This window comes from Arthrobacter sp. PL16 (assembly GCF_035985055.1).
In the GTDB taxonomy this organism is placed as follows: Bacteria; Actinomycetota; Actinomycetes; order Actinomycetales; family Micrococcaceae; genus Arthrobacter_D; species Arthrobacter_D cheniae.
In genome coordinates this window covers 1-5682 of record NZ_JAXCIC010000018.1, presented here as the reverse complement: position 1 = coordinate 5682, position 5682 = coordinate 1, and the positions used below count along the sequence as shown (strand labels likewise).

Sequence of the window (5682 nt, the reverse complement as noted above, 5' to 3'; positions counted from 1 at the left end):
CCTGTTGTTTGAGAACTCAATAGTGTGCCAAGTTTGTTGATACCGATTGTTTTTTGATTGGTTGAATTTGCTGGTTGCTGCGCATTCCGTGTGTGGTGGCTGGTTTTTTTGGCTGGTTTCGAATTTTGTGCAGCAGTGTTTCCCGTTTTCCCGGGTTTCGTTGTTGTGTCTGTATATACATTTACGGAGAGTTTGATCCTGGCTCAGGATGAACGCTGGCGGCGTGCTTAACACATGCAAGTCGAACGATGAACCTCACTTGTGGGGGGATTAGTGGCGAACGGGTGAGTAACACGTGAGTAACCTGCCCTTGACTCTGGGATAAGCCTGGGAAACCGGGTCTAATACTGGATACGACCTTCTGGCGCATGCCATGTTGGTGGAAAGCTTTTGTGGTTTTGGATGGACTCGCGGCCTATCAGCTTGTTGGTGGGGTAATGGCCTACCAAGGCGACGACGGGTAGCCGGCCTGAGAGGGTGACCGGCCACACTGGGACTGAGACACGGCCCAGACTCCTACGGGAGGCAGCAGTGGGGAATATTGCACAATGGGCGCAAGCCTGATGCAGCGACGCCGCGTGAGGGATGAAGGCCTTCGGGTTGTAAACCTCTTTCAGTAGGGAAGAAGCTGGCCTTTTGGGTTGGTGACGGTACCTGCAGAAGAAGCGCCGGCTAACTACGTGCCAGCAGCCGCGGTAATACGTAGGGCGCAAGCGTTATCCGGAATTATTGGGCGTAAAGAGCTCGTAGGCGGTTTGTCGCGTCTGCCGTGAAAGTCCGGGGCTTAACTCCGGATCTGCGGTGGGTACGGGCAGACTAGAGTGCAGTAGGGGAGACTGGAATTCCTGGTGTAGCGGTGAAATGCGCAGATATCAGGAGGAACACCGATGGCGAAGGCAGGTCTCTGGGCTGTAACTGACGCTGAGGAGCGAAAGCATGGGGAGCGAACAGGATTAGATACCCTGGTAGTCCATGCCGTAAACGTTGGGCACTAGGTGTGGGGGACATTCCACGTTTTCCGCGCCGTAGCTAACGCATTAAGTGCCCCGCCTGGGGAGTACGGCCGCAAGGCTAAAACTCAAAGGAATTGACGGGGGCCCGCACAAGCGGCGGAGCATGCGGATTAATTCGATGCAACGCGAAGAACCTTACCAAGGCTTGACATGAACCGGAATGATGCAGAGATGTGTCAGCCACTTGTGGCCGGTTTACAGGTGGTGCATGGTTGTCGTCAGCTCGTGTCGTGAGATGTTGGGTTAAGTCCCGCAACGAGCGCAACCCTCGTTCCATGTTGCCAGCGGGTTATGCCGGGGACTCATGGGAGACTGCCGGGGTCAACTCGGAGGAAGGTGGGGACGACGTCAAATCATCATGCCCCTTATGTCTTGGGCTTCACGCATGCTACAATGGCCGGTACAAAGGGTTGCGATACTGTGAGGTGGAGCTAATCCCAAAAAGCCGGTCTCAGTTCGGATTGAGGTCTGCAACTCGACCTCATGAAGTTGGAGTCGCTAGTAATCGCAGATCAGCAACGCTGCGGTGAATACGTTCCCGGGCCTTGTACACACCGCCCGTCAAGTCACGAAAGTTGGTAACACCCGAAGCCGGTGGCCTAACCCCTTGTGGGAGGGAGCCGTCGAAGGTGGGACCGGCGATTGGGACTAAGTCGTAACAAGGTAGCCGTACCGGAAGGTGCGGCTGGATCACCTCCTTTCTAAGGAGCGCCTCAGGTTCATTCACTCATCCCAAGTGGTGGGTGTGTGGCTTGCAGGAGTTAGCCCACAGCGCGGGCGTTTGTTCCGCGGTGGGTGCTCATGGGTGGAATATTGATGAATAGGTCCCTGGTGGCCGCTGGTGGTCTGTGAGTACGTCTCGCTCTTTTCGCTTCTGTTCTTCCTTCGGGTGGGCGGAGGTGGTGGGGTGGTTCTGGAAAGCGGGGTGTTGGTGGTTGGTTGGGTATCGTTTGGCACACTGTTGGGTCCTGAGATAACAGGGCTCCTATTTCTCGTTGGTGCTTGTCTTCTTGTGTCCTGGTGCTTCCCTTTTGGGGAGGTGGTGGGGTGTGGGGGTTCGGGTGTTGGTGGGGGGTGGGGGTTTGGTTGTTTCTGGTTTTCCTGCGCATGCTGCGCATCATGGTGGCTGTCGCTGTCTTGGGGAGGGTTTGTTCTCTTCGAAGGTGGTGGGGGTTGTGGTGTGTGGGTGTGTTGGGGTTGTTGGTTGAGAACTGCATAGTGGACGCGAGCATCTTTAAAAATAAAGAAGCAATTTCTATGAATAATCTGGTTCCGGACGTTTGTTCGGGCCTGGTTTTCTCGATATGTTTTTTGATCTTAAGTGGTCAAGTTTTTAAGGGCACACGGTGGATGCCTTGGCATCAGGAGCCGAAGAAGGACGTGGGAATCTGCGATAAGCCTGGGGGAGTTGATAACCGAACTTTGATCCCAGGATGTCCGAATGGGGAAACCCCGCCCGGCGCGCGAGTGACCGGGTGACCCGTATCTGAACACATAGGGTACGTGGAGGGAACGTGGGGAAGTGAAACATCTCAGTACCCACAGGAAGAGAAAACAATAGTGATTCCGTTAGTAGTGGCGAGCGAACGCGGAACAGGCTAAACCAGTGGTGTGTGATAGCCGGCGGGCGTTGCATCACTGGGGTTGTGGGACTTTCCGTTCCAGTTCTGCCGGACTGGTGAAATGAGTGCGTGCGTATAGGTGAACGGGTTTGAAAGCCCGGCCGGAGAGGGTGTTAGTCCCGTAACCGTAATGCGTGACGCCGTTTGGAGAGGATCCCAAGTAGCACGGGGCCCGAGAAATCCCGTGCGAATCTGCCAGGACCACCTGGTAAGCCTAAATACTCCCTGATGACCGATAGCGGACCAGTACCGTGAGGGAAAGGTGAAAAGTACCCCGGGAGGGGAGTGAAATAGTACCTGAAACCGTGTGCCTACAAACCGTCGGAGCAGCCGAGGCCTTGTGCTGGTAGTTGTGACGGCGTGCCTTTTGAAGAATGAGCCTGCGAGTTAGTGTTACGTCGCGAGGTTAACCCGTGTGGGGAAGCCGTAGCGAAAGCGAGTCTGAATAGGGCGGACAAAGTGGCGTGATCTAGACCCGAAGCGAAGTGATCTACCCATGGCCAGGTTGAAGCGACGGTAAGACGTCGTGGAGGACCGAACCCACTTCAGTTGAAAATGGAGGGGATGAGCTGTGGGTAGGGGTGAAAGGCCAATCAAACTTCGTGATAGCTGGTTCTCCCCGAAATGCATTTAGGTGCAGCGTTGCGTGTTTCTTATCGGAGGTAGAGCTACTGGATGGCTAATGGGCCCTACAAGGTTACTGACGTCAGCCAAACTCCGAATGCCGGTAAGTGAGAGCGCAGCAGTGAGACTGTGGGGGATAAGCTTCATAGTCGAGAGGGAAACAGCCCAGACCACCAACTAAGGCCCCTAAGCGTGTGCTAAGTGGGAAAGGATGTGGAGTTGCCCAGACAACCAGGAGGTTGGCTTAGAAGCAGCCACCCTTGAAAGAGTGCGTAATAGCTCACTGGTCAAGTGATTCCGCGCCGACAATGTAGCGGGGCTCAAGTACACCGCCGAAGTTGTGGCATTCACATATATCCCAAGCCGGAGACGTGTTCTCCTGAGTTCAAGGGTGTGGATGGGTAGGGGAGCGTCGTGTGGGCAGTGAAGTCGCGGTGTAAACCAGCGGTGGAGCCTACACGAGTGAGAATGCAGGCATGAGTAGCGAAAGACGGGTGAGAAACCCGTCCGCCGAATGATCAAGGGTTCCAGGGTCAAGCTAATCTGCCCTGGGTAAGTCGGGACCTAAGGCGAGGCCGACAGGCGTAGTCGATGGACAACGGGTTGATATTCCCGTACCGGCGAAAAACCGCCAATACTGATCGAGGGACACTAACCGCCAGAAGCATGACCGCCCACCCTTGTGGTGACGTGGTTTTTTGTGGATCGTGGGACCTGATCTCGGGAGGTAAGCGTATTAACAGGTGTGACGCAGGAAGGTAGCCAAGCCGGGCGATGGTTGTCCCGGTCTAAGGATGTAGGGCAGAACGTAGGCAAATCCGCGTTCTTGTGTTCGATCACGAGTCTGAGATCTGATGGGACCCCCGTATGGGGGAATTTGGTGATCCTATGCTGCCGAGAAAAGCATCGGCGCGAGGTTTTAGCCGCCCGTACCCCAAACCGACACAGGTGATCAGGTAGAGAATACTAAGGCGATCGAGAGAATTATGGTTAAGGAACTCGGCAAAATGCCCCCGTAACTTCGGGAGAAGGGGGGCCCTAACTGTGATGGTGACTAGCTCACCGGAGCGGATCAGGGCCGCAGAGACCAGGGGGAAGCGACTGTTTACTAAAAACACAGGTCCGTGCGAAGTCGCAAGACGATGTATACGGACTGACTCCTGCCCGGTGCTGGAAGGTTAAGAGGACCGGTTAGTTTCACGCTTCGCGTGGGACGAAGCTGGGAATTCAAGCCCCAGTAAACGGCGGTGGTAACTATAACCATCCTAAGGTAGCGAAATTCCTTGTCGGGTAAGTTCCGACCTGCACGAATGGAGTAACGACTTCCCCGCTGTCTCAACCATAAACTCGGCGAAATTGCAGTACGAGTAAAGATGCTCGTTACGCGCAGCAGGACGGAAAGACCCCGAGACCTTCACTATAGTTTGGTATTGGTGTTCGGTGTGGCTTGTGTAGGATAGGTGGGAGACTGTGAAGCGTGGACGCTAGTTCATGTGGAGTCATCGTTGAAATACCACTCTGGTCACTCTGGATATCTAACTTCGGCCCGTAATCCGGGTCAGGGACAGTGCCTGATGGGTAGTTTAACTGGGGCGGTTGCCTCCTAAAAAGTAACGGAGGCGCCCAAAGGTTCCCTCAGCCTGGTCAGCAATCAGGTGGCGAGTGTAAGTGCACAAGGGAGCTTGACTGTGAGAGAGACATCTCAAGCAGGGACGAAAGTCGGGACTAGTGATCCGGCGGCACATTGTGGAATGGCCGTCGCTCAACGGATAAAAGGTACCTCGGGGATAACAGGCTGATCTTGCCCAAGAGTCCATATCGACGGCATGGTTTGGCACCTCGATGTCGGCTCGTCGCATCCTGGGGCTGGAGTAGGTCCCAAGGGTTGGGCTGTTCGCCCATTAAAGCGGTACGCGAGCTGGGTTTAGAACGTCGTGAGACAGTTCGGTCCCTATCCGCTGCGCGCGCAGGAAATTTGAGAAGGGCTGTCCTTAGTACGAGAGGACCGGGACGGACGAACCTCTGGTGTGTCAGTTGTACTGCCAAGTGCACCGCTGATTAGCTACGTTCGGATGGGATAACCGCTGAAAGCATCTAAGCGGGAAGCCTGCTTCAAGATGAGATTTCCATACACCTAGAGTGTGAGAGGCCCCCAGCCAGACCACTGGGTTGATAGGCCGGATGTGGAAGCAGGGACTAAAGACCTGTGAAGCTGACCGGTACTAATAAGCCGATAACTTACACCACACACCCACCCCCACCACGGACCAGGCCACAAACCCGAACCACGGTGAACCAGGGAGGGTGAAGATCAAAGCATGCTACGCGTCCACTATGCGGTTCCCAACCAACAACAGGAACCACCCGTAACCACAGGCACAACCCTCACAAGGGCACAGCCCCCACCAGGGCACAGCCCCCAC

2 rRNA genes are annotated in these 5682 nt (G+C 55.1%); both read left to right on the top strand.

Annotation, left to right across the window (positions count from 1 at the left end):
• Window positions 1-180 precede the first annotated feature (180 nt).
• Window positions 181-1714: ribosomal RNA gene (locus RCH21_RS17055) — 16S ribosomal RNA — on the top strand.
• Between the two features lie 622 nt (window positions 1715-2336).
• Window positions 2337-5506 (top strand): 23S ribosomal RNA (locus tag RCH21_RS17050).
• The 16S and 23S rRNA genes sit together here, the layout of an rRNA operon.
• Window positions 5507-5682: the final 176 nt, after the last annotated feature.